Source organism: Streptomyces sp. WAC 04229 (assembly GCF_003947455.1).
GTDB lineage: Bacteria > Actinomycetota > Actinomycetes > Streptomycetales > Streptomycetaceae > Streptomyces.
This window is the reverse complement of record NZ_QHJH01000397.1, coordinates 1-1163: the sequence shown is the minus strand read 5'-3', so window position 1 is coordinate 1163 and position 1163 is coordinate 1. Positions and strand designations below refer to the sequence as shown.

Sequence of the window (1163 nt, the reverse complement as noted above, 5' to 3'; positions counted from 1 at the left end):
CTAGGGCGATTCGTTTGGATCACTCCCGCTCAGCGAGGTTGCCTGTGATGATGTCCGTGTGACTAACCGCGTCAGCGCTCTGATCTCGGCCTTCGGCGTTCTTGCCAGCACGGTGTTGCTCGCCGGCGCCGTCCGCGAGTACCGCTCTGGGGCATCGGCTCTCTGGATCGTGGCTGGAGCTGTGATCTTCCTCAGCGCCTTCTACGCGCTCGTGCGGGACGTGCGACGACTGCGTACAGGGCAGGCGACCTGACGAACGGCACCGATCCGGACCGTGCCCTTCGGTCGTTGGTCCAAGCGTGCCGTTGACTGATGCGCAGTGGGCGCGGATCGAGCCGTTGCTCCCGGACCGGACACCGAAGCGGGGTGGCCGCTGGCGGGACCACCGTGAGGTGATCGACGCGATCGCTTACAAGTTCCAGACCGGAACCCAGTGGGTGCACCTGCCGGAGAAGTACGGCAACTGGCGGGGCGTCTACAACCGGCTGCGGATGTGGGCCGTGGACGGCACGTGGGAGCGAGTGTTCACTGCCCTGGTCGCCCAGGCCGACGCGGACGAAGACGTGGGCTGGGCGGTGTCGGTGGACTCCACGATCGTGCGGGCTCACCAACACGCGGCCGGGGCCCGCAAAAGGGGGCCCCGGCTGGCGAGCCGAACGACCACGCCATTGGCCGGTCCCGCGGTGGACTGACCACGAAGATCCACCTCGCCGCCGACGACCGCTGCCGGCCACTGGCCTTCTACCTCACCGCCGGACAGGCCGGCGACGCACCCGCCTTCATGGAGGTGATGGCGCGCCTGCGCGTGCCACGACGTCGTGGACGCCCCCGCACCAGGCCGGCCATGGTCCTGGCCGACAAGGCGTACTCCTCCCGCGCGATCCGGAACCACCTGCGCAGACGCGGCATCCGCGCGGTGATCCCGGAACGGGCCGATCAGCAAGCCAACCGACGGCGGCATGGACAGGCTGGCGGCAGACCGCCCGCCTTCGACCGGGAGACGTACAAGCAGCGCAACACCGTCGAGCGGTGCATCAACCGCCTGAAGCAGTGGCGCGGCATCGCCACCCGCTACGAGAAGACCGCGACCATCTACCTCGCCGGACTCCACATCGCGGGCATCTTCCTCTGGTCCGCCCGCTGATCCAAACGAAACCCCCTAG

At 68.4% G+C, this 1163-nt stretch carries 2 protein-coding genes; both read left to right on the top strand.

The features are described from left to right. Positions 1–58 precede the first annotated feature (58 nt). Complete coding sequence (locus DMH12_RS38495) at positions 59–253, top strand: hypothetical protein (protein WP_125495861.1); 195 nt, start codon at positions 59–61, stop codon at positions 251–253. 46 nt (positions 254–299) lie between these two features. Continuing rightward, a protein-coding gene (locus tag DMH12_RS38490) for an IS5 family transposase (RefSeq protein ID WP_399190316.1) occupies positions 300–1144 on the top strand; the annotation gives its coding sequence in 2 pieces (ribosomal slippage) (positions 300–630 and positions 630–1144; 846 coding nt in all). Positions 1145–1163 lie beyond the last annotated feature (19 nt).